Origin of the sequence: Treponema medium, from assembly GCF_017161265.1 — a bacterium.
Classification (GTDB): Bacteria; Spirochaetota; Spirochaetia; order Treponematales; family Treponemataceae; genus Treponema; species Treponema medium.
In genome coordinates this window covers 1,324,616-1,348,858 of the sequence record NZ_CP031393.1, presented here as the reverse complement: position 1 = coordinate 1,348,858, position 24,243 = coordinate 1,324,616, and the positions used below count along the sequence as shown (strand labels likewise).

17 protein-coding genes, 1 tRNA gene and 1 pseudogene are annotated in these 24,243 nt (G+C 45.3%); 4 read left to right on the top strand and 15 right to left on the bottom strand.

The window, feature by feature from the left end:
* Nucleotides 1-19 precede the first annotated feature (19 nt).
* Nucleotides 20-853, bottom strand: coding sequence for a viperin family antiviral radical SAM protein (locus DWB79_RS06035; protein WP_016523150.1), 834 nt, complete (start codon nucleotides 851-853; stop codon nucleotides 20-22).
* A 213-nt stretch (nucleotides 854-1,066) separates the two neighbouring features.
* Between DWB79_RS06035 and recG the strand changes: the two genes are divergently transcribed.
* Nucleotides 1,067-3,136 (top strand): ATP-dependent DNA helicase RecG, encoded by a 2,070-nt coding sequence (recG, locus tag DWB79_RS06030; RefSeq protein ID WP_016523149.1) that lies wholly within the window; start codon nucleotides 1,067-1,069, stop codon nucleotides 3,134-3,136.
* Between the two features lie 412 nt (nucleotides 3,137-3,548).
* Nucleotides 3,549-3,797 (top strand): annotated as a pseudogene (locus DWB79_RS12285) (transposase); the annotation flags it as partial.
* A 326-nt stretch (nucleotides 3,798-4,123) separates the two neighbouring features.
* On the opposite strand, the gene DWB79_RS06020 reads toward DWB79_RS12285, so the two are convergent.
* From DWB79_RS06020 to DWB79_RS05960, 13 genes are all read right to left on the bottom strand, one after another.
* Nucleotides 4,124-6,013, bottom strand: coding sequence for a PfkB family carbohydrate kinase (locus DWB79_RS06020; RefSeq protein ID WP_016523148.1), 1,890 nt, complete (start codon nucleotides 6,011-6,013; stop codon nucleotides 4,124-4,126).
* Nucleotides 6,000-6,908, bottom strand: a complete 909-nt coding sequence (rbsK, locus tag DWB79_RS06015; protein ID WP_016523147.1) for a ribokinase — start codon at nucleotides 6,906-6,908, stop codon at nucleotides 6,000-6,002. The genes DWB79_RS06020 and rbsK overlap by 14 nt, the downstream gene beginning before the upstream one ends.
* 19 nt (nucleotides 6,909-6,927) lie before the next feature.
* Nucleotides 6,928-7,863, bottom strand: coding sequence for a nucleoside hydrolase (locus tag DWB79_RS06010; protein ID WP_016523146.1), 936 nt, complete (start codon nucleotides 7,861-7,863; stop codon nucleotides 6,928-6,930).
* A gap of 11 nt (nucleotides 7,864-7,874) precedes the next feature.
* On the bottom strand, nucleotides 7,875-8,798 hold the full coding sequence (locus DWB79_RS06005; protein ID WP_016523145.1) for an ABC transporter permease: 924 nt from the start codon (nucleotides 8,796-8,798) through the stop codon (nucleotides 7,875-7,877).
* Entirely contained in the window at nucleotides 8,791-9,867 is a 1,077-nt protein-coding gene (locus DWB79_RS06000; protein WP_016523144.1) for an ABC transporter permease, read from the bottom strand. Before DWB79_RS06000 ends, DWB79_RS06005 begins: the two co-directional genes overlap by 8 nt.
* Nucleotides 9,864-11,429: an ABC transporter ATP-binding protein gene (locus tag DWB79_RS05995; RefSeq protein WP_016523143.1), complete on the bottom strand. Its 1,566-nt coding sequence runs from the start codon at nucleotides 11,427-11,429 to the stop codon at nucleotides 9,864-9,866. The genes DWB79_RS06000 and DWB79_RS05995 overlap by 4 nt, the downstream gene beginning before the upstream one ends.
* A 98-nt stretch (nucleotides 11,430-11,527) precedes the next feature.
* Nucleotides 11,528-12,607, bottom strand: a complete 1,080-nt coding sequence (locus DWB79_RS05990) for a BMP family ABC transporter substrate-binding protein (RefSeq protein ID WP_016523142.1) — start codon at nucleotides 12,605-12,607, stop codon at nucleotides 11,528-11,530.
* The gene (locus DWB79_RS05985; RefSeq protein ID WP_016523141.1) at nucleotides 12,604-13,995 is read right to left on the bottom strand and encodes an ADP-ribosylglycohydrolase family protein; all 1,392 of its coding nucleotides are present in this window, start codon (nucleotides 13,993-13,995) and stop codon (nucleotides 12,604-12,606) included. Before DWB79_RS05985 ends, DWB79_RS05990 begins: the two co-directional genes overlap by 4 nt.
* A gap of 502 nt (nucleotides 13,996-14,497) precedes the next feature.
* Nucleotides 14,498-15,547 (bottom strand): type I glyceraldehyde-3-phosphate dehydrogenase, encoded by a 1,050-nt coding sequence (gap, locus tag DWB79_RS05980; RefSeq protein ID WP_016523140.1) that lies wholly within the window; start codon nucleotides 15,545-15,547, stop codon nucleotides 14,498-14,500.
* Between the two features lie 310 nt (nucleotides 15,548-15,857).
* Nucleotides 15,858-15,959 carry a hypothetical protein gene (locus tag DWB79_RS12280; protein ID WP_206181063.1) on the bottom strand — a complete coding sequence of 34 codons (102 nt, stop codon included), beginning with the start codon at nucleotides 15,957-15,959 and terminating at the stop codon, nucleotides 15,858-15,860.
* 133 nt (nucleotides 15,960-16,092) lie between these two features.
* A complete protein-coding gene (gene xseA / locus DWB79_RS05970) occupies nucleotides 16,093-17,280 on the bottom strand; it encodes an exodeoxyribonuclease VII large subunit (RefSeq protein ID WP_016523139.1) in 1,188 nt (395 codons plus the stop codon).
* 88 nt (nucleotides 17,281-17,368) lie between these two features.
* Entirely contained in the window at nucleotides 17,369-20,485 is a 3,117-nt protein-coding gene (locus DWB79_RS05965) for a leucine-rich repeat domain-containing protein (RefSeq protein WP_016523138.1), read from the bottom strand.
* 552 nt (nucleotides 20,486-21,037) lie between these two features.
* Nucleotides 21,038-21,715: a DUF3298 and DUF4163 domain-containing protein gene (locus DWB79_RS05960; protein ID WP_016523137.1), complete on the bottom strand. Its 678-nt coding sequence runs from the start codon at nucleotides 21,713-21,715 to the stop codon at nucleotides 21,038-21,040.
* A gap of 199 nt (nucleotides 21,716-21,914) precedes the next feature.
* On the opposite strand from DWB79_RS05960, the gene aroC reads away from it, so the two are divergent.
* On the top strand, nucleotides 21,915-23,030 hold the full coding sequence (aroC, locus tag DWB79_RS05955; protein WP_016523136.1) for a chorismate synthase: 1,116 nt from the start codon (nucleotides 21,915-21,917) through the stop codon (nucleotides 23,028-23,030).
* A 70-nt stretch (nucleotides 23,031-23,100) separates the two neighbouring features.
* Here aroC and DWB79_RS05950 read toward each other — a convergent pair.
* Nucleotides 23,101-23,172 (bottom strand) — tRNA-Val (locus tag DWB79_RS05950).
* A gap of 337 nt (nucleotides 23,173-23,509) precedes the next feature.
* Between DWB79_RS05950 and sufC the strand changes: the two genes are divergently transcribed.
* Nucleotides 23,510-24,241: a Fe-S cluster assembly ATPase SufC gene (gene sufC / locus DWB79_RS05945; protein WP_016523135.1), complete on the top strand. Its 732-nt coding sequence runs from the start codon at nucleotides 23,510-23,512 to the stop codon at nucleotides 24,239-24,241.
* Nucleotides 24,242-24,243 lie beyond the last annotated feature (2 nt).

Here is a 24,243-nt window from a genome sequence, read left to right as displayed (position 1 = left end):
CTCCTCATATTTCATATTTTTACGCAATATATCTTGCTTGATATTTTGCAGCATCTACTTCTATATACGATAAAGCTTTTTCAACCGTCATCCCATCATTTGCAAGCGAAGGACTCTTTTTACCGGTTTTGTTGTCGATAAACCGGCACTCGCTGTCAAGAATGTAGTAGGCGTTCGTCATCGCCGCATTATCCTCTGCAACGATATTCTCACCGAAAGAGCCGGCGGTTTTGTGCCGCAGTACAAAGGAATTAAAATCGGCTTTAGTAATCAGCAGATCACCATAATCATTTTTAAGCTGTGTGTTCGGCTTCAATACTTGGAAGAGCTTTATTCTGTCAGGCTGTACGGCTTCGTAAAAGTGGGTAAAATCCTCATGCACATTCAACTTACTGACCACCGTATTTATCTTTAACCGAATACCGTGTGATTTGATTGCAGCGCACAGCTGTTCGTACTCAGTTCTTGTAATAACATGCCCCTTACAGCATCTGCCGATTGCAGCATTCGTTTCTTTGTTTAAAGAATCGACACTGATACCGATGCATGATAAAAGCGGATAGATAGCTTCAAACTGTTGCGTATGATGGATGAGATTAAAACCGTTTGTTACGATTGAGCAGTCGAACCCCGCGTGATAAGCATCACGGACAAGCGGGATGAGTAAGGGAGATACGGTCGGTTCTCCGCCGACAAAGTTAATCCTTTGAAAGGAGCCTGTAAGCTTTTTAAGCACAACCATATAATCTTTCCGCGTTAACGAAAGACTATTGTGCATAAAACAATACCGGCACTTAAAATTGCACGCTGCAGTAAAGTGCCAATTAACAGTGAGACAATGAGTCGTTTGCATTTTTGACCTCCAAAAACATTGCATAACACTACTAACATTGTCTTTGAAAGCAAAAATGTATTTTTACTATAGCGGTACCGGATGTTTTTGTCAATTATGCTATACCACTGTGTTGTTATTTCGCAGGCGCTATTAAAAACACTATGATGCATTTGCTTCCTTATATAACGAAACATCTCGCCGTAAGGCTTTTTCTTGTGGTATACTGCCATTATGCTGATTGGAGAAATTCAAACGCCTGTGTCAAATCTGTATGGAGCGGGAAAAACAACTGTTGAACAGCTGAGCCGGCTGGGGGTCTCGACGGTCGGTGATCTACTACGGCTCTGGCCGCGCGCATGGGAAGACCGCAGCAGGTATAATACGCTCAGCGAATGGAATAAATTTCATAAATTGAATGTTCCGGTAACGGTTATGGATCAGCAATGGTTCGGCTACGGGCGTATGAAAACGCTCAAGTTGATTGTCTGCGATTCGGAAGGTATACGCGGCGAGTTGGCGTGCTTTAACCGGCCTTTTTTAGAAAAATCGTTTCCGGAAGGTACAAAGGCGCTGGTCTACGGAAGTTTTTCCGTTAAATACGGGGCTATCCAATCGAGTTCTTTCGATATAGAAAAATATGATACGGCGGAGCGCCGTATTTTGCCGGTATATCCGCTGACGCAGGGGCTTACGCAGACAAAACTGCGTAAACTCATCGATCAGGCGCTTAACTCGTATGCGCGGGGAATCGACTCCGAGCTTCCCGCCGAGGTATTAAACAAATACGGCTACCCCGATAAAAGAACCGTGCTGTTTGCAATGCACCGCCCCGCTTCCATGCAAGATGCGGGAAACGCCCGCACCGCGCTCATCTTTGAAGAGTTCTTCCTCTACGAGGCAGCTGTCGGTATGCGTGCGCTTGAGCGGCGCGGTGTACTGCCGCGTACGCCGGCGCAGGCTGGCGCTTCGGAAGGTGCGGCTCAATCGGCGGGGCCGTTACAGTATACGTACAGCCCGCTACAAAAGGAGCTGCTCTCGCGCTTGCCGTTTACACTTACCGCAGATCAGCAAGCCGTTATCGCAGAGATTAACGCCGACCTCGACGGAACGGCGCCCGCCGCCCGCCTTATACAGGGAGATGTCGGTTCCGGTAAGACCCTTGTTGCATTTTTAGCCTGCTTAAAAGTGATAGAAGGCGGCGGACAGGCGGCGCTGATGGCGCCGACTGAGCTGCTGGCACGGCAGCACGCCGATAACGCAGCAAAGCTTTTGGAACCGCTCGGCGTACGGCTCGCTTTTTTAACCGGTAACCTCAAAGCGGCGGGGCGTTCTCAGCTTTTGCAGCAGCTCGCCTCCGGTAATATCGACCTCATCATCGGTACGCACGCCCTTTTTTCCGCACAAACGCTGTATAAAAACCTGCGTATGGTTGTTATCGACGAACAACATCGCTTCGGGGTACTCCAGCGTTCTGCAATTATCCAAAAGGGCATCGACAGCGGAAAAAAGGCTCCGCATTTTTTGATGATGAGTGCGACGCCCATTCCGCGGACGCTTGCGCTGTCGATGTTCGGCGACCTCGATATTTCCGTCATCAAAACGATGCCTCCCGGGCGTAAGCCGGTGATTACATACGTTGCCCCCGAGAGCAAGGCCGAAAAAGTGTATTATTTTATCGGGCAGGATATCCTTGCCGGAAAGCAAGCCTATTTTGTGTATCCGATTATCGAAGATTCGGATACGCTCAGCCTAAAATCGGCGGAAGATATGTTCGCAGAGCTGACACGGGATTTCCCCCATCACCGGCTTGCGCTCCTGCATTCCAAGGTGCCGGAAGACGAAGCGCGGACTATTATGCAGGAGTTTCGCTCAGGCACTATTCATATCCTCGTGGCTACTAGTGTTATTGAAGTCGGTGTCGATGTGCCGAACGCCACCTGTATGGTCATCGAACACGCCGATCGCTTCGGACTTTCGGCGTTGCATCAGCTGCGGGGCAGAATCGGGCGGGGCAGCGAGCAATCCTATTGTTTTTTACTCTATGGAAAAAATATTACCGAAACCGGCATGGCGCGGCTCAAGGTGATGGCAAGCACGACTGACGGGTTTGTTATTGCGGAGGAAGATTTGAAGCTGCGGGGGCCGGGGGATATCGGCGGCGTTGAGCAGTCCGGCTATTGCGGTTTTGAGCTTGCCGATCCTATCCGCGACTTTGCGCTATTGGAAAAAGCCCGCATCGCCGCCTTCGAAATGCTTGCCGCGCAGCGCGGATTAACTCAACGGGAAAACTCAAATACTTGACCTGTCCGATAACCGCATTGTCGAACAGGTCAACGAGATGATAACAAAGGAATGTAAGGAAGATAAGTGTTTAACAAGGCGACCGAAATGCCGTCTGCACTATAAAAAGTGTACATCCTTGTACACTTTTTATTACGAAATTTGCAGAAGCAAATCTCGCTACTGCTTAGCACAATGCCCATCCATGGGCAGCCTGACGGCGAGTTTTGCGTAAAACGCAAAACATCGCACTATTGATTGCACTTTCTCGCATTCTCGAAAGTGCAGCCATTCATCAATCTTCGACTTTTGATAAAGTCTGCGGGTGATGAATGAAGCGGAAAATATCCAACGGCTGCAAACGATACCGTGAGTTGGAGATAAGACAGCGCTTGCTTTTGCGGCGTATGTAGGAGATGGAAAGCGCTTTAACAATGGAAACGAAGCGGCAAATTATGTAGGGCTGGTGCCGAGGGTAAATTGTTCGGGGACGATTAACAAGTATGGGCATATAACGAAGAAGGGGAATAAGGTTGTACGAGCGTTATTATATCGGGCGGCATGGGCGATAGTACGGAGTAAGCACGGAGGAGCGTTAAAAGCAAAATACTTTTCGAGGGAAAGGGAAGAAGCTATCGATAACAGCGATAGCACGAAAAAAGAGCAAAATTGTTGTACTTAGTAATGAAGAATAAACAGATGGGATATCAAGAAATGCCTGCCCCCGACTTACAAGCGGGATAAAACAGGCGTGTGAAACAAGGAATTACAGGGATGGGAGCGGCCAAGCAGAGAAAACTAAAAAGGTTTACTCTGCTGCTTGAAAAAAAACATAGGAGTTTAATTTAAGTCTTTATATTATAATGACTTAAATTTAAACATTGCAAATTAAATCTAAGGTAAACCTCTAAAAACTGAGGTTTTTAGAGGTTCCCCAAAGATAAATCCTGCACTAGGCAACTTTTACTCAGTATAAATCCTACACAGCTTCCGCCATAATCCGCCGACCTATATACAACACTGTTCCAGTGTTGCTCTGTCGATTAAAGATGGAACAACCCCTACCCGCGTTGTCGAAAATCCGGCGGCATAAAGTGCATACGGTAATGCGTCAGACAAGCTTTTTTGTTCGGATAAAAAGACGGCCAGTGCCGCAATAAAGGCATCGGCAGCTCCGGTTGTATCGATGGGTTTGAATATATCGACAGCTGGGAACCATCGCTCGTATTCGGAAGTTCGTACATAACAGCCATCGCTGTCAAGCGTTACAATAACCGTCTTGACGCCTTTTTCCAAAAACCATGCGGCTTTTTCTTCCAATGTTCCGGCAATGGGACACAGTCTGTATAATTCTTTACGGTTCGGAATAAAATAATCCAGTTCCGGTAAAAGTTCTTCCGTTATTTCTTTTACGGCGGAAGGTTTCAGCATAATTGCAACGTTATATTTTCGTGCGGTTTCAATCGTCTTTTTAACTGCTTCCATCGGTATTTCGGTTTGCAACAAACAAAAAACTGCATCGGTAAAGAGCTGTTCGCTGCGGTATATTGAATCTGCAGAAATCGTTTCATTAGCACCGCCATATAATACGATACCGCTTTCTCCATCACCTTGGATATGAATATAGGCTTTACCGGTAGAACGATCTTCGTCCACATGCACAGCCGTTGCATCAACGCCGTTATCATGTAAGAGGTTCAAAATCATATCACCATCAAAGTCCCTTCCGACATTGCCGACCAGCGACACCTTGGCACCGAGTTTTGCCGCACCGACCGCTTGATTTATCCCCTTGCCGCCCGGTATTATCGAAACACTTTCAGCGGAAATACTTTCTCCTGTCTGAGGATAATTGTTTACGGTAAGTAAGATATCCATATTGATACTGCCTACAACGATGATTCGTTTTTTGCGCAAGGGTGCAGGCAGATCAATGCTTTTGTAATGATTACAAGTAAATGCTTCGGTATATGCCGGTATATCCGTTGCTTTCTTTTCGATTTTATCTATTAAATACCGGCATACAAAGACTCCGAAATGAAATAAGGAAAGCGGAATCGCCGATATGGGCGGAAAGGGTTTGATATATTCCGCATCGTCGATACAGATAACGGAAAGATCCTGCGGTATCCGGAATTTATGTACCGTTGCATACTCATACGCCGTTACCGCCGTATCCCAATCACAGCAAATAAGCGCAGAACAATTATGTACCGAAAGCGCTTCCTGAACATTTTTACATTCAACATATAAACAATGGTGATCGAATAGACACCGCTCAACTCCTTGCCGTATTGCATATTCTTGCATATCGGTTCCGTCATATACACAGCGTATTTTCGTATGTCCCAACCGTAGCAATATATCTGCTGCGGTATATCCCGCTTTTTGGTAGTCATAGAATATACCGTTGGAACCGACAGCATCGGTATTCAGCGCTGCAAATGGAATACCGCTTTTATGCAGCACCGCTGCCGTTCCGGAACTATCGCATTCTGCAACAGTATTGGCAGTATCATTTTCTGCAGCAACTTCGACGAGTTCCCATAAAACCGCTTCAGCTCTATTCTTACATAAGGCGGCAATGTGTTTTGATTCGCTTTCCGCAGAAGTAGAAAGGCACACCTGCACTTGGTACCCTTGCCGCTCCGCTTCATGCAAAAAACCGTTTGAGATCGATTGCCGTTTTTTTATACCCGACAGTACAAGCCCCAATAAAAAGCTTTTTGAATTCGTATTATTTTTAATAAAATCATAGGGAGTGTACCGGTATTCTTTAACGATTTTAAGCACTCGTTCGCGCGTTTCAAGCTTTATCCCCTTATCCTTTCCGTTGATAATTTTTGAAACCGTCGAAACGGAAACACCGGCAAGCTCGGCTATATCATTTATCGTCAAAGGGTACCTCTGCCGCCGAGGGGATTGAGGTTTGCGCTCCCTTACGGGTAACAACAATTGCTGCGACCTCAGTTGCATAACGGACGGCCTGCAGTAGCGAAGAACCGGACGCAAGCCGAACCGCAAGCGCAGCCGTAAAAGAATCACCGGCGGCTGTCGTATCGACAACGGGAACGGAACGAGCAGGTACAAGATGCTTTCCCTCCGATTCGGAATTTACAAAAGCACCTTTTTCGCCGAGTGTAACAATGACATTCTTTACACCTTTTGTACGCAGCATATCGGAAGCGCTTTCATAGTCCGAAACATCTTTGCCTGTCAGTAATGAGAGTTCCGTCTCGTTCGGCTTGATAATATCAATGTATGCATAGAGTTCGGAAGGAAATAGTTTCGGTGCAGGAGCGGGATCAAGAATAAATGTCTTGCCTAATTCTTTTGCCCTGCGGGCGGCGTACAGTACCGTTTGTATCGGTATTTCCAGCTGACACAATATGATATCACAGCTGTGCAGCAAATCGTCGTTATCGGCGATATCTTTTTCTGACAGTGTTTTATTAGCACCGGGAACAACAACAATACTGTTATCGCCCGCATCGTTTACCGTTATCCACGCAAGTCCTGTTGCGCAATCGGTGCGTACTAAAAGACGGGAAACATCCACGCCTACAGACTGTAAGCTCTTCCTTTCGATTTCAGCATAGCGGTCTGCGCCGACCGCTCCGAACATAACCGTTTGCGCACCTAACGAACCAGCTGCGTATGCTTGGTTTGCTCCTTTCCCACCCGGTATGATGTCTGCAGTTTCCGCTAAAATCGTTTCGCCTGCTACCGGTATATGCGGAACACGAACTACCATATCGGCATTTAAACTGCCGATAACCAATATCTTTTTCATCTTCATGCTTCCTGTTATTTTATGTATACGCCATACAGCATTGCTCAAGCAGCCGGACAAAGCCTTCTCGATCGATATCCATACAAGCTGTAACATTCGGTTTTGGTCTGTTATTATTTACCCGCTTATCTGCAAGCGTCATACCGGCGGTATACTTTCCTTGCGTTTCGATAACAACATAGTAATCGCATACTTTAAACAACTCAGGTTTGATCAAATACGCAATAGTACACGCATCGTGGATAGGTGCGCCTTGGAATCCCAAATCAGAGTGAAAGCGGCCGAAGAAATCGAGCAACTCTGCAACCAGCACGGCAACCCGTTTTTTTGATTTACGCAGTCTTTCTATTTCTTCCGAAAAGATCATCGCTTTTTCGGTTACATCCAGTCCGCACATCACAATGGGAATACCGCACGAAAATACAATGTGTGCCGCTTCGGGATCGACAAGGATATTAAATTCCGCTGCAGATGACCAATTACCGTGATCGATACCGCCACCCATTAAACATATCTGCTTGAGATTTTTTTTCACGTCGGGATATGCTAAAAGCAAAATTGCAAGATTCGTCAACGGCCCTGTTACGACAAACGTTACCGGTTCGGGACTTTCAGAGATAAGCCGGCGGTGCAGTTCCCATGCGGATTCAGGCACACCGGTATAATCCGTCTCCGGCAGAACCGGCCCATCCAACCCTGATTCACCGTGCACACTCGGTGCAACTTCCAATCTTCTGACGAGCGGATACGATGCCCCTTTTGCAAGCGGCGGAGCTTTTCCTAAAAACGAAATAATCTTGCGTGCATTAGTATATGTTTTTTCAATGGTTTGATTACCGGCGCTGACACTGACCCCCAACACTTTGAGCTTTTCGGATGCAAACGCCATGATCAATGCTATTGCATCATCATGCCCGGGATCGCAGTCAATTATAATCGGTATTTTATTGTCCATAGTTTTCTCCTTCAAGCAATTTGCGCTTTCCTACCGCGCTTCCGCCATGCTGAAAATACAATCAGTCCGATGACGGTTGAAATATAGGGAACGGTTTTTATGAATTCATCTGGGATGCTCATTGCCGCTAATACATTCGACAAGGCATCGGCAAAGCCGAAAAACAAGGCTGCAAACATCGTCGGCACCGGAGCCAACCGTCCCATTGCCGCAGCAGCCAATGCAATAAAACCGCGCCCCGCTACCATGCCTTTTGTAAAGGTGCTCATGTATGCCATCGAAAGGAATACCCCGCCTAACGATGCCAAAAATCCGCTGATAAGCAATGCGATAACTCTGGTCTTACGAATAGGTATCCCGACGGATTCCGCTGCATCGGGATTTTCGCCTACGCAGCGAATGTGCATACCAAGCTTTGTTTTATACAGCAAAAACCAGACAGCAAATACTGTAAAGAACGCAATGTATGTCAACACGTTTTGCCCCGACAGAATGCTGCCTAACACGGGAATAGCGGCGATACCCGGTATAACCACTTTAGGAAACACCAATGAAACTAAGGAGGATGTACTGCCTTTATCGTGAATCAGTACATACATAATAAATACCGTTCCGCCTGCGGCTAATGTGTTTAACGCAATACCGGATAAAATGATGTCTGTTTTCAGATACAGCGCAAAGTAAGCCAGTAACACAGCAATTAATAAACCGCCGCCTAACGCAATTAAAAAGCCGATAAACAAACTGCCGGTTAAGCCGGTACCCAGCGCTCCGAATGCCGCGGCAAAAAGCATAATGCCTTCCAATGCTATATTCGATGCACCTGAATTTTCCGCAACAACCGAAGCTTGTGCGGCAAACAATAGCGGAGTCGTAACACGCAAAACGGAATAAGCAAACTCCGCAGTTAAAATATAACTCAAAAAGTTATCCATCTAAGCCGCTCTCCTGTTGCATTTTAATGAGTGCTTTTTGCCGCCATTTACTTAAAAAGGCCTGAGCTGCGGCAAGCATTATAATAACACCTTGAATGATTGAAACCATTTCTGCAGTAACGTCCGTAGATGTCGCCATCTTATCGGCACCGATTTTTAAATACGCCAAAAAGAAAGCGGCAATCGGAATATAGTGCGGTTTATTTTTTGCAAGAATAGCGACAACGATACCGTCAAACCCGTACCCCGGCAAGCTTTGCCATTGGAACCGGTCATACATTCCCAATACCTCAACCGAACCGCCGACACCCGCGATAAAACCGCCGATAAGCTGTGAGTATGCGATAATTGCCGTCGTGTTTAAACCGGCATAACGGGCAAAGCGGATATTCCTTCCGGTTTGCATCAGACGATATCCCCATGCCGTACGGCGGATAAACAATACGGTCAGCACTACTACGGCGCACAATATCAACAGTCCGAAGTGCAACCGCATTCCGGGAATAAGACGTGCCAATTTTGCATTGGCAGGAATCAGGTACGTCGCCATAAATCCTGCCGACGGATCTTTAAAGGTCGTATTGGCAAAATATTTGGTTATGTAAAAGAATACATAATTCAACATTAAAGACGAAACCAACTCATTTGCATTCCATCGCTCCTTTAAAAAAGCCGGAACCCAGCAAACGACAGCACCGCATAACCCGCCGATAATAATCGATACAAGCGGTGCAATAACAGGAGGCAGCGGTATAAGCAATGCGGTAAATACTGCAACGGCGCCACTCACATAAAACGCCCCTTCCGCACCCATATTAAACATATCTGCGCTGAACATAACGGCAACTGCAAGACCGGTAAAACTGAGCGGAATACATAACTCAAGTACGTTACCGAAACGGCGTGCCGATTCAAGCGGCCCTAAAAAGAGCTTTGAAAAAGCGAGCAGCGGTTCTTTACTGACAAATAAAATAATAAGAAACGATAAGAACACCGCAATGCCGATCGCTGTAGCAAACCGTATCAATTCAAATCTTTTTTCAAATGAAAGGCGTCCTATTAATTTCATCGTAAACATCCTGCAAGTTCATGTGCACCTTGCTTTTTTAAGCCGAGCATATACTCTCCCAACTCAGTTTCGCTAACCACATCGGCGTCCGGAAAATATGCTGTAATTTCACCGCCGTACATTACAACCAAACTGTCGCTTATTTCCAGAATCTCCGCCAAATCTGCCGAATTCACCAAAATAGCAGCACCGTTATCGCGCATTTCAATAATCTTTTGATGAATAAACTTTGCAGCGCCGATATCAACACCTCTTGTCGGTTGATCTGCGATAATACATCCTGCCGAGGTTGAAAATTCGCGTGCAATAATAACCTTTTGCATATTTCCACCGCTCAGCATTTTTACCGGCACATCGGCACTTTTTGTTTTAATCATAAATTGGTTGATAAGCGTATCAGCCCATTGTTTTATTTCATTCTTCTTTAGAATGCCCTTATGTACAAAGCGCTCATCTTCCGTAAAGACGGCAAATAAATTTTCTTGAATGGAAGCAGTTACCGCCGTTCCTACTTTTATTCTATCCTGCGGTATATAGGAGATACCTTCTTTTCTGATTGCAGCAATACTGCGCGATGTTATATCTTTACCGTTTAACATTACGCTTCCTTCAGTACAGTGCTGCAATCCGGTTATGGTATCGATCAACTCTTTTTGCCCGTTCCCTTCAACACCGACAATACCGAGAATTTTCCCCGCAGGTAAATCAAAACTCACATGCTTGAGTATGGGACGTCCGGCATCATCATCCATACATACATCCCGCAATTTTAAGACGGTCTCTCCGGGAACGCTTGGTTGTTTTTCTATTTCCCAATGTATATTTTTACCGACCATAAGGTTCGATATTTCTTTTTCAGAAATTTCTCCGGCGGAATACACGCCGACGGAAGTACCGTTACGCAATACGGTTATCCTTTCGCATATTTCTTTAACTTCATTTAATTTATGACTGATAAATATAATCGTACAGCCCGAATTCCGCAGCTCTTTTAATTCAACAAATAATTCTTCCGTTTCTTGCGGAGTTAATACAGCGGTCGGTTCATCCAAAATTAAAATGCGCGCACCTTTATATAACGCCTTCAGAATTTCTACTTTCTGGCGCGTCCCTATGGGCAAATTTTTAATCTTTTCTTTCGGGTCAATAACAAAATGATATTGATTGATAATTTTTTGAGCCTGTTCGTTCATGAGTTTTTTATGAATCAACGGACCTTTTCCGGGTTCCATTCCAAGGCAGATATTTTCTGCAACACTCATCGATTCGACAAGCATAAAGTGCTGATGTACCATACCGAATCCGTGACGAATAGCGTCAAGCGGGGATTTGATATGCAATTCGTTTCCATTATATAAAATCGTACCTTCAGTCGGTTGCTCAATACCGAATAATATTTTCATCAAGGTACTTTTACCGGCGCCGTTCTCACCGACAAGCGCATGAATTTCTCCGGCGCGAACCGAAAAATTGACATGCCTATTAGCCGTAACACCGTTAGGATATATTTTTGAAATATCCTTCATTACTAAAATATCATCTGCCGTACTTTCAACATTCATTCGGATAGTCTCCGCATAAGCACGGAAAGTGAGACCGGGGATTCCCAAAAAGTCGTTACGTTCGGGCCATCCCCAGCTTCCGTGCAATGCTTTTTTAATTATGGGCGAGCGGAATCGATATATGCTGTTATATCGGCTTGCCTCATACCGAATGCTGTCTTAACTGCAATCTTTCCATTTCTGATTTGGGTTTCATACTCGGAAATATGCTTGCGAACTTCGGCAGGAACTTTCGCCTGATACACTTCATTATCTGCAAGACCGACGCAACCTTCATTTATTCCCAATGCTACACGTTTTCCCCATACCAGTGTATTGCTTTGTATTTCTTTCATTGCAAGATACATGGACTTATCAACGCGTTTCAGCATCGAAGAGATAATGAGGTTTGATAAAACAGGATCGGTCTGCTTGTACAGCATAGCCTGATCGCTATCCACACCGATAATGAATTTATTCTTTTCCTTTGCAGCCTGCAGCGCACCTTCTCCGGCATTCGATGCGCAAACAAATATAATGTCGGCACCCATCTGATACTGTGTCAACGCAAGTTCTTTTGCTTTTGCAGAATCGCTGAAATTTCCGACAAAAGAAGAAATGATTTTAATATCGGGAGAAACGGTTTTTGCACCTTGTATAAAACCGACTAAGAAATCGAGGATAACGGTATTATCCATACCGCCGATAAACCCGATTTTCTTCCCCTTTGTCATTTCCGCGGCAAGTACGCCTGCAAGGAAGGAACCCTCATTCTGCTTGTATTCTATCGAATAGGTATTTTTAAACAGCCCCGCAGAATCGGAAGCATAATCCATTGTCGTATCGTAGACGATGATTTTTTGATTCGGATAATCTTTTGTTATCTTTGATACAAGCGCCTGCATTTGCCACGTTCCGCAAAAAATAATATCGTGCTTTTCATCACAAAGGTCACGCAACGCCGGTTCCCATTTTGAGTCGTCATACCCGACTTCAACTACCTTGGTTTTGCAATGCAGTTCATTTGCGATCATCTTCATACCGTTGTTTGCGGAATCATGGAAAGACTTATCTCCAAGGTTTCCATTGATGATCAGCGCGACACTCGGTTCCTTTGAACCGCTGTTCTCTTTTGCACCGAAAGCAAACATAGACATGCCTAACAGTACAAACAGACCGACAGAAAGAATCTTTTTCATACATCCTCCAATTGTTTTACGACCGATACGGTCTTGTTAATAAGTTCTTGCAAACTTACCGTTTTATTTCCCCGTAAATAGGTTATAATTTCATCGCCGAAAGGATCCGTCCAGTGATCTTCGATTCCTCTTGTGCCTAATTTTGCACCAAGTGCAGCTCCCAACTGGGCGGCATTACAATCGACATCTTGACCGCACATTGCAATATAGTGCATGACATCGTTAAAATTATCTTTGCCGAAATACAACGCAACTACTTCTGCTGCTGCATTCGGATACGCATGGATCCAGTTATACCGCTTGTATTTTTCTTCGCATGCCGCCCATGCCTCATAAAAATCCTGCTTCTTCATACACTGCGCTAATGCAAAGTGAAGCACGGAAGCATATTCAGAATCCTTAGGAATATAGGAAACGGCTTTTTCCAAACATCTCCGCATAGGATCTTCCCCGTATGCAAGGCTGACCAAAACGGCGTTAAACACTTCTCCGAGAATTCCATTCCCGTGGTGCGAAATTTCCGCATCGCGCCATGCAAGCAGTGCAGCCTTATGCGGATTTAACGGAGCTACCTGACCGCACACGGCACCCCGCATTTGTGCACCGATCCATTCACGGTAGGGATTCCTAAACAGACCGCTTTCCGGAGGATACATCCCTCTACGTAAATTATCCAATGCAACCTGTTCGGCAGACCAACCGCAGGGTATTAACTCCAGCCATTGGTCGGCAATATCGGCGCTTGTCGGCATCCCCTGTGCTTTGCAACACGCCTCAAGAAATGCAATTTCGTATGTTATATCATCGTTGTAGGTGTTCGGGTTACGCACATACGTACGGATTTCGCCGAATTTTTTCTTCAGCTGTGCCGTTGTATACCCTTCAAGCGCCGTTCCCAAACCACCGCCACATAAACGGCCAAGCCACGCGGCCTTTGTTTTATCGTACAACACGGCATTCGGCAGCGTTTCCGCGGCTGATTCGGGAAACTCGATTGCTTTTTCATATTCATTGAAGCTTTGATACAGCTTACTTTTCCAATAGTCACTTGAGGTATCGCTCGGGCACATAAAAAGGATATTAAATATTCGAGCAGTAATCCTTTGCAGCGCCTTCATATCATTCCGTTTTAGCGCATCAAGCCCTTCAGGAATCAATTTCTCTGCGGCACTTACATCGCACCCCAGCGCTTCTATGGACTGAACTGCTGCAATCACCACACTTTCAGGGGCATGAGAACCGGGCACATGACTTGCCCAATAGAGACGCAGTTGATCGTCAACCTGCTTTTCGGCAGCATTCGACGCCTCCCATGTTTGCTCGTCTTCTGATAGTACCACCGGAACGGCATTTTTTGTTAAATCGTAAATATACTCCCATGCTTTCATATTATCCTCGCATCGAATCTAACTTTATGAAAACGTTTTTAGAAAACATTTTCATAACTTTACATACAGGATACACCCCAAAATTCCATCTGTCAAATGTTTTTTTACAAAGTATAGAATTATCGGACACTATTTTATTCGTGTGGAGGATTTAATACCCACCGTTTTTCGGCAGCGCTCTGCGTCGGAGTTGTTGATTTACGGCGTTTCATAATTTAAAATCATTGGCGCCTGTTTTATCGCTGAGTTCATAAGAGTAGGTTTTGGACAGATATCTCTAAAAACTAGACCTATTCGATAACTGCGTTTTCGAATAGGTCGACGAGTTCTAAATCGCGCAAATAGCACGATTTAGAACATCGCATTTCAAGGTAACCTGTTCAGAAACGGAAGTTTCCGAACAGGTTTACGCATCGAGTTTTTAGAGATGCCCAACAATAATGAGAAAGGATAAATCAGCACTGCAGAAACACGCATTCATTTCTGCAGTACTGCAGAAAAGTTATTTATTCATAAATTTGAGCAGGTCGATAACGCGGTTGGAATATCCCCATTCGTTATCATACCACGAAACTACTTTGAAGAAGCGCTTTTCGCCCGGAAGGTTATTCTGGAGCGTTGCCTTACTGTCGTAGATCGAAGAACGCTTGTCGTGAATAATATCGGTGGAAACGATTTCTTCGTTGCAATAGCCTAAAATTCCCTTCATATAAGTTTCAGAAGCTTTCTTGAAAGCTGCATCCAACTCTTCAATAGAGGTATCTTTTGTTGCGCGGAAAGTTAAATCGACAACCGAACCGGTTGGGGTCGGTACACGGAATGACATACCGGTCAGCTTGCCCTTTGTTGAAGGCAATACCTCACCGACAGCTTTAGCAGCGCCGGTAGTAGACGGGATAATATTGATAGCAGCAGCCCGTCCGCCGCGCCAATCTTTCATTGAAACACCATCAACAGTTTTTTGTGTTGCGGTATAGGAGTGAATCGTCGTCATCAATCCCGTTTCAATTCCGAAACCTTCTTTTAAAATGACATGAACGATAGGAGCCAAACAGTTAGTGGTACAGCTTGCATTGGAAACGACATGATGCTTTGCGGGGTCATATTCGTTCTCATTGACACCCATAACGATTGTCTTAATGGGCTTTGCGGCATCGGTACTCTTACCGGGTGCGGAAATAATAACCTTCTTTGCGCCCGCTTCCAAATGTCCATAAGCTTTTTCGTTTGTATACAGGCCGGTACTTTCGATAACAACATCGATACCCAATTCCTTCCACGGAAGCTGAGCGGGAGTTAAGCCCTTGCCGGAGACACATTTGATTTCGTGACCGTTGATAACGAGTACATCATCACCTTTTGTACCGATTTCGGCATTCATCTTGCCTTGTACGGAATCGTATTTAAGCTGATATGCAAAATATTTTGCATCGGTTGAAAGATCGACAACCGCAACGACATCGAATTTATCTTTCCCAAGCAAATTTTGTTCAACCAATGCTTGGAACACGAGCCGACCAATTCTGCCAAATCCGTTAATAGCTACTTTCATATTTACCTCCCATAAAAAGTCAAGAAGAAAGTATCAACTTTCGATTGACTTTTTACGCACGTCCGTAACGAAGTGGGAACGTGCAGATGATATACAAGTTTGCGATCGAGCAAACTTGGGTAAATAAAAGCCGTGCTATTTGTACGGCTTTTATTTTACGCTCCTTAGTAAGAATTTTGAACACACTGAGGGAAAGTCGTTAAACGATACAGCGACTTTCTTTGCGTTCTATAAATCTTTTTTTAACTGTAAATAAAAAGGGGTGGGTTGTCAATATCGTATAATTCAGAGCAATCGTATCAGATTATTTTTACAGCCACGGAGCGGTAGGTTCGCTTTCCATAGCAAGAACACTGAATGCGCTTTCGTGAATACGGCGACTCGCTTCCTTTCTGACAAAACGTTCGAGCACTTCAATCCAAAGGGCAAATTCCCGTATGGTATATAATTCATTATTGGAGAACCTTTAAAAGGAACCAAGTTTTTAGCAAAGGTGCGATATAGTCCTAATGGTTATTATAAATAATGCAGCATTGATATCAGTGTTATCCTTCGGTAGAGGCTTCAATTTCACCATCGGCGAGCCTAATGCGGAGTTCGCGAGCAGCTACTGCATCCTGCGCACGGCGGAGTACAAGCCCCGTCTGCCGGTTGTAAACAATAGAATAGCCTCTGTTGAGTATTTCCTGCGGGTTTGCACCTTCAATGGTTTGTTTCAATAAAGCAAGCCGGTGCTTTGTGTCGGTCAGCCGTGCCAGCATCGTATACAGCAGATTTTCTTTCGCATCGTCTAGGCGCATCAAAAGCGGCTGTTCAATGCGGCGGAATTTCATCTCAAGCGACTCCGGTGTAAAACCTTTAATCGTAAGCCGAATCCTTTCCACTGCACGGCCGATATTGTGCAGCATATCGGACTGTATTTGAGTAATGGTATCGGTGATTTCGTCCAAAACCGGCACGGCAAGCTCCGCAGCGGCAGACGGTGTAGGTGCGCGTACATCCGCAGCAAAGTCGGTAAGCGCCCAGTCGATTTCGTGCCCGACTGCGCTGATAACCGGAATGTCCGAAGCGGCAACCGCGCGGACAACTGCCTCATCGGAGAAGGGGAGCAGGTCTTCCAAAGAGCCGCCGCCTCTTCCGATAATAATAAGCTCCCCAAGCTTATACCGATTGGCGGTTTCCAGTTGCCGTGCCAGCACAGGCGCCGCCTCCGCTCCCTGCACGGGAGCGGGAAGCACGGTAACACTTACCGTGCGGTTCCTGCGCGAAAGTACCGTGAGGATATCGCGCAAGGCGGCACCCGTTGGGCTGGTAATCACAGCGATACGGAGCGGGAAAAACGGCAGCGGGCGCTTTCTGCTTTGGTCGAAAAGGCCTTCCCGCGCAAGTTTCTGCTTCCGCTCTTCCAGCATTTTTAGGATAGCGCCTTCTCCGGCAAGCTCCATCGTTTCAACGATTATCTGATACGAACCACGCTGTTCATATACCGACAGCGAACCTGATACAATGACCTTGAGTCCGTCTTTCGGCTCAAAGCCGAGCGTCCATGTTCGGCCTTTAAACATAACCGCTTGCAGTGCGGCTTTTTCATCTTTTAGGGTAAAATAGAGGTGCCCGGTGCTTGAAGGGCGGCAGTTGGAAATCTCCCCCGCGATGCGGAGGGAGGTAAAATTTTGCTCAAAAAGCGATTTGATAATGCCGGTAATCTCTTGTATCGAATATACGTGATCCATACCGGCATCATATCATAATACTATAAAAAATCCATGCCGCCGATCGTATCACGATTGCCGGTGTTCTCCTGAAATTTTCTACCGAAGCTTAATAGCTTTCGATTCTACTCGCAGGATATTTACACGGCTCGCCGGTTACCAGCGCTTTAATCCGGTCAAAATGTGCGCCGCTCTTTATAAACACTCTTTTGCATGCTCCAAAGCTCCATGCTGAAATAGGATATCCAAAAGCACCAGAACCTAATTCTATGATACTTTCAGGTAATTTAACAACGGCTTTTCTACAAGCATAAAAAGCTTCCTCACCGATTGTTGTAAGCCGTGTACATAAAGAAAGATCTACGGATTGCAGCTCCTCACAGAAATCAAACGCTTGGCTGCCGATTTCCGTCAGGTTTGTACATACTGAAAAATCAAAACTTTGCACTTTTTTACAGCCGACAAAAGATGAACTATTGATTTTTTGTAAATTTGCAGGAAAAGATATTATACCTGTCAATTCCGCACAACCACAAAAAGCTCTCTCACCGATTTCGGTAAGCTCAGTACATACAGAAATATTGATGCCGGTTAAACCTGCGCATCCATAAAAAGCAGTCGAACCGAGCTTTTTAAGACTTGCAGGAAAATAAATTATTCCCGTCATTGCTTTACAACCGGAAAAAGCAGCCTCACCGATTTCGGTAAGCGCCGTACAAGCGGAAAAGTCTATACCCTGAAGTTTTTTGCAGTCTTCAAAGGCACCGAGGTACACCGGTCCCCCATTTTTGCCTTTTATGCTTCTAACATTTGCAGGAAATACGATGATACCCATCAAATTTTCACATGATCTAAACGTCTCCGGTGCAATTTCAGTGAGTTCCGTGCAAGCTGAAATATTTATACTTTGAAGCTTTTTGCAGTCTTTAAAAGCCTCCGCACCGATCGTTGTAAGTGTTGCAGGGAAAACGAGTGTTCCAGCCATTTCCTCACACTCGCCAAAAGCGCTCTCACCGATTTCGGTAAGCGCCGTACACGATGAGATGTTTAAGCTTTGAAGCTTTTTGCAGTATTTAAAAGCCGCCGCACCGATTGTTGTAAGTGTCGCAGGGAAAACAAGTGTTCCGGTCATTTTCTCACAGTCGGCAAAAGCGCTCTCACCAATTTCGATAAGCGCCGTACACGATGAGATGTTTAAGCTTTGAAGCTTTTTACAGCCGTAAAAAGCACCTGCTCCGATTGTTGTGAGTGTTGCAGGAAAAACGAGTGTTCCGGTCATTTCCTTACATTCGTAAAAAGCGCTCTCACCAATTTCGGTAAGCGCCGTACATGCGGAAGTGTCTATACCGGTTAAGCCGGTACAATACATAAAAGCCTCTTTGCCGATTGTTTTAAGTTTTGCAGGAAAAACGAAGGTTCCCGTTATTTCTTTGTGCATAAAAAAAGCGCCCGCACCGATTTCGGTAAGCTCTGTACACGCGGAAAGGTTTATATCTATCTTTATTTTAGTCCAAGTAAAAGGAGTATCGCCTATTTTTTGAAGACTTGTCGGAAGAAAAACCATCCCCTCCATTTCTGTACAGCCAAAAAAAGCGCACTCACCGATTTCGGTAAGCGCCGTACACGATGAGATGTTTAAGCTTTGAAGCTTTTTGCAGTATTTAAAAGCCGCCGCACCGATTGTTTTAAGTTTTGCAGGGAAAATGAGTGTTCCCTCCATTTCTTCACATTCGTAAAAAGCGCTCTCACCAATTTCGGTAAGCGCCGTACAGGTGGAAAAATCTATACTCCGGAGTTTTTTACAATCGAGAAAAGCAGATCTATCAATTTTTTCAAGTTTTGGGGAGAAATTAATAGCGGTCAATCCCTCACAACGGGAAAAAGCCCCCTCCTCGATTTCGGTTAGCTCCATACAAGTAGAAAAATCAAGGCTTTGAAGTTTTGAACAGCCTCTAAAAGCCTGTAGAGCGATTTTCTTAAGACTTTTAGGAAAAACTATTGTTGCTAATTCCGTACAGTGAGAAAAAGCCCACGCACCAATTTTGGTAAGCTCCGTGCAAGCTAAAATATTTATACTCTGAAGCTTTGTGCAGTCGTAAAAAGCATTCGCTCCGATTGTTGTAAGAGTTGCAGGAAAAACGAGTGTTCCCGCCATTTCTTCACACCCGACAAAAGAGTACTCACCGATTTCGATAAGAGAATCAGCTTGAGAGAGATTAAGCTGTTCTATCGGAGTTTCCGCAAAAGCATTTCGCCCGATTTTTGTAATAATCTCTTCGCCTATTTTGCCGGGGATAACCAGCACTTTGGGTAAATCGTTCTTTGCACAGGTATAACCGGTTATGGTGCCTTTTCCGTCCGTTTCAAAAAGCGAAGAATCTGCCGGTACGTCTTTTAATTCCTCGGTACCGGCAAAAACGGTTTCGTCTTTTATAAAGGTTTTTGCACCGGTAAGCGTCTCTCCGTCTTTACCGGTAAGTCGCCATTCTTTAACCGCGTGTTTCTCTTTAACAGTGATTCGAGCCTCTGCTGCGGCTTTAAGGTTTTTCCACATTGCGCCGCTTACAGCACTAAAGGTTACGGGCGAGTTCACCGTTACCCCTTCGTCCCCCGTAACGGTGATAGTAATTCTGGCAGGAGCCGGATCGGTGCTCTTGCGGGAAACAGCGCATACGATTTCGTCTTTGGTAAAAGTATCCGCATCATCCAAATAGGCACCTTCGGAAGTGCCGCGCTTCCAGCCGTCCGTTATACGGCCATCTTTTAACATTACCATACCTTCTGCCTGCGTTTTTATATCCTTCCAAAGGGAACCTTTCTCTACCGTAAGCGTATGTTCGGGGCGCAGGCCGTAGCCTTCATCGGCATTCACTGTTATCGTAATGGGAGTGTTGATATGCTTCTGTTTTGAAAGTGCAAAAACCGTTGCGTTTTCGGTAAACCGGTAATCGTCGCTCAACCCCATTCCGTCTTTGCCGCCGAGCTTCCAACCGTCTCCCTCAAATCCGTCGGCGTAGGTAACCCGGATACGTGCTTTCACGTCCGGCCACTGCGTCCCATTATTAACCTGAAAGCTATTCGGTTCCTGTACAACGGTGTGCGCATCACCTGTTACGGTAACAGTGACGATACTGTTGCGGCTTTCTACATTGGGTTTACACCCGAAAACCGGTACACTTAACAAAGCGACGAATACGGCGAATGCGAAAACATGGGGACACTTCATGGTAAGCTCCTTTATGATGATGCTTCTTTGTGACTAATTGATAAGAATTTCGTACTTTTGCAAATATACGGGCATCTGCGTTGTCTATTTGCAAAAGGCTAATAGCTGAACTTGCTCCGGCTATAGATACGTATTTCATAGGATACGAAGGAAGAGCGTATCCTATGTAGACCTGAAAACAATAAACAAAGAAAATAATAAGATTTGAATTTATTAAGTCTATACTATATAATGACTTGATATATATGGGGGGGGGGCAAGCTCAATACGCAATGCGGCTGCCTGCATTACGCAGAGCTTACAAAAAGAGAAAAGTGAGTTTGCAGCGTATAAACTTTGCAACATAATATGCAGAAGTATACCACGGGTACGGAGTGGTGTCAAGTACAACTGGAAAAAAATCCACGGAAATCAGTTTTTGCCATTTTCATAGGTTTTGAGGCCGAAATTACCGGAAAAATACTAAAAAAGCACCTCATTTTTTCTAAAAACATCATAGAAATAGTTAGATTGCAATATCATTTTTCAAAAACTGAGTTCCATGGAAAACATCTACTTAAACAACGAGCGGGGAACAACAATTTCCGGCATACCGGAAGCATACGGCCCGACTTGATATTGGCTGAAGATAATACGGACGGAATTTTTTTCAAGCTTAAAGATTGCAAAATTTTCTTTCGCCGGTTCAGTGCCTTTGTTAATCCAATCATCGTCGGAGGAAAATTTCTGTTTTTTAACTTGAGCATTCAGCTGTTTACGCGCCTCAGTTGAAAGAGCTGCCAGCCAATCTTTCCGCGCCGGTTGTAAAGCTTCTTCTAATGAGAGCAGTTTTTTGGTTTGCTTGCTGTAGGTTATCGGGATGAGGAAGGTGCTTCCATGCGCCCCGCCGGCATATTGATAGACATTCAGCAGAAAACTGATATGATTAGTATCTTCATACACGGAGCTGCTGTCGATATCGAACTCAAAAACTTGGGGATAAACGGGCGCTTCCGCAGAAAAGAATTCGCTATTAAAAGCTTCAAGATTTTTTTGCACGATATCTGAAACTTGCGCGTTTAGAAGCGGCTCTTTTTCAAAAACGGGATAGTCGATGTCGACCTCATAGCTGATTCCCTTTTTCTTGCTTTTATCTTTGTCCTTTGCATAGACCGAGAGCGGTAGGCAACACAGCATCAAAATAAAACCGAATGTGGCACTTATACGTAAAGTGCGGTGAAAATTTTTCATATTATTCTCCTGTAAGGTTGTTAATCGTGTGCATCATATTATCGTAGAAATCATTGGTGAAAGCCGTACCTATGGGGAAGTCCGTGCCCTCTACCTATTACTTAAATACTGCACCAATAATTGAAAACATTTACAAAGTCTGAAAGGTTACCGCAGAGGCGATCTTGTGCTCTGCTGGTATTTAGAATAAGATACTGCCATGGCAGGAAATACATTCGGAACAATCTTTAGAGTTACTACGTTCGGCGAAAGCCATGGAGCCGCAATCGGCGTTGTCGTTGACGGGTGTCCCGCCGGTATTCCGCTGAAGCTTGAAGATTTTACCGCTGTGTTTAATACGGCACGGCCTTCGGGTACTTTTGAAACCGCACGGCGGGAACCGAATACACCCGAGATCCTTTCCGGCGTATTTGAAGGCAAAACCCTCGGAACGCCGATCGCGGTGCTTTTGCGCAATACCGATGCGCGTCCGCATGACTACGAAGTACTAAAAGACATATACCGTCCCGGTCATGCGGATTTTGCCTACGAGGCAAAATACCGCCGCCGCGACTGGCGCGGCGGCGGACGCGCATCGGGGCGTGAAGCCGCTGCACGGATTGCCGCCGGTGTTATCGCAAAAAAAGTGCTGGCGCACTATCCGGTACCGCATCCTGCACAGTATTCTGTGTGCAAGGCTGACGGTAAACCGCCGGACGGCACATCCGCTGCCGGAGAAAACCGCCCGCAGCATGGCACCAGCCTCCCGATCACTATCCAAACCTCAGCAATAGAAATTGCAGGCATCCCCTGCGCCCCGATCTCTGCAACGGATGAACTCCCTTCGGAAATAAACAGTAAACTCGCTTCGATTAAGCAAGCAGGCGATTCTGCCGGTGCTATTGTGCAATGTATGGTACGGAATGTTCCCGCCGGTCTCGGCGAACCGGTCTTTGATAAGCTTGAAGCGGAACTCGCAAAGGCGGTGCTTTCCATCGGCAGCGTTAAGGGTATTGCATTCGGTGCAGGCTTTCAGCTGGCGCGTATGTCCGGTTCGGAGGCAAACGCTGTCGATAAAAATCATCACGGGGGAATTAGCGGCGGCATCTCCGACGGAAAAGACATTGTGTTTCAGGCAGTCATAAAACCGGTGCCTTCAATCGCTCAAGAACAGATAATGGAAACCGCAAGCGGAGATCGCATAACCCATGCTATTACGGGGCGGCATGATGTCTGCCTCTACCGGCGGGTTATGCCTGTTATCGAAGCAATGACTGCCATTGTGCTTGCGGATATGATGCTTCGGCAGGGCGCAGCGCAAATCTTAAAAGTTTAATTAAATCGACATCGGATTGTAGCAACACTGAATTGTAGTATTATTATAGTAAATAATGAGAAAGATAAAATGGACGATACTGGGTTTGAACCAGTGACTTCTACCGTGTGAAGGTAGCACTCTACCACTGAGTTAATCGTCCTTTACGAAACAACGGAGCGAATGTAGCATATTTTCGGGGTTTAGGCAAGCGTTTAAAATATTCCTGATTCGGTTGCCCTTTCCTATCAATGTGCCCACATAATGCTCGTTTCTTGCGAACTCTTGTAACGTATTTTGCATCTTGTTATAATACTCCACTAACATTTCACACAGAGGAGTGTACAATAAAAGCCGTACAAATGGTACGTCTTTTATTTACCCAAGTTTGCGGTGCGCAAACTTGTATATTGTATGCACGTTCTCACTTTGTTTCGAACGTGCTTAAAAAGTCAATCGAAAGTTGATACTTTCTTCTTGACTTTTTATAGGAGTTGCACATGGAACCGCTATTACATATAGAAAATTTACATCTGTCGGTGAATGAAAAGCCGATTTTGCATAATTTAAACCTGACCGTCAATGCGGGAGAAATACATGTCGTGATGGGGCCGAATGGCGCCGGAAAATCCACGCTTGCTGCTGCGATTGTCGGTAATCCCGTCTTTCAAGTTGACCAAGGCTCGATTTTTTTTGAAGGAGAATTGATCAACGATTTGCCTGTTTTTGAGCGAGCGCGGAAAGGTATCTTTCTTTCCTTCCAAAATCCCGAAGAAATCCCCGGCTTAAAGGTCGAAGAATTTCTTCGCGCGTCAAAGGAAGCCGTCGCCGGTAAAAAAATACCGGCGCTCACCTTCCACAAGGAGCTGCTTCGGCTGATGGAATCACTCAGTATCAATCCCGAGTATGCAGACCGCAGTTTGAACGTCGGCTTCTCCGGCGGCGAAAAGAAAAAGAACGAAATATTACAGCTCGCCGTGCTCCAACCCAAGCTCGCTATTCTGGACGAAACGGATTCAGGGCTGGATATCGATGCCACCAGAATTGTATTTGAGGGCGTTGCAAAACTGAAAACGCCGGACATGGGTATTTTAATTATCACTCACCACAGCAAGGTACTCGACTATCTTAAACCCGATCATGTACATGTCTTGATTAACGGTTCGCTGGCAAAAAGTGGCGGTATCGAGTTGGTTGAGCATATTCAAAAATATGGCTACGCAGGGATGTAGGA